Source organism: Pseudoalteromonas sp. MMG012, assembly GCF_018100875.1.
In the GTDB taxonomy this organism is placed as follows: domain Bacteria; phylum Pseudomonadota; class Gammaproteobacteria; order Enterobacterales; family Alteromonadaceae; genus Pseudoalteromonas; species Pseudoalteromonas aurantia.
This window is the reverse complement of record NZ_JAGJEF010000256.1, coordinates 1-331: the sequence shown is the minus strand read 5'-3', so window position 1 is coordinate 331 and position 331 is coordinate 1. Positions and strand designations below refer to the sequence as shown.

The 331-nt window shown below is 45.0% G+C and carries 1 protein-coding gene; it reads left to right on the top strand.

Annotation, left to right across the window (positions count from 1 at the left end; translation table 11 throughout):
- The coding region (locus J8L97_RS23320; RefSeq protein ID WP_211053105.1) for an IS3 family transposase at positions 1-331 on the top strand (331 nt) is incomplete at both ends.

The following is a 331-nucleotide window of genomic DNA, read 5'->3' as shown; positions in this document are numbered from 1 at the left end:
TGGGCTGGTGATGTGACTTACCTAAGAACTGGCGAAGGTTGGATGTATCTGGCTATCGTCATGGACTTATATTCACGTCGTATTGTTGGTTGGCATATTGATAAACGCATGACGACTGATTTAGTTAGCAAGGCGATGATGAAAGCCTATAACTTACGGCAGCCTCGAAAAGGCTTGGTGTTTCACAGTGATAGAGGTTCACAGTACACCAGTAAACAATATCGACAATTACTATGGAGTTATGGCGTCAGAGCCAGTATGGGCGATGTCGGTGCGTGTTGGGATAATGCGGTTGTTGAGCGATTCTTCGGCAGCTTAAAACATGATTGGT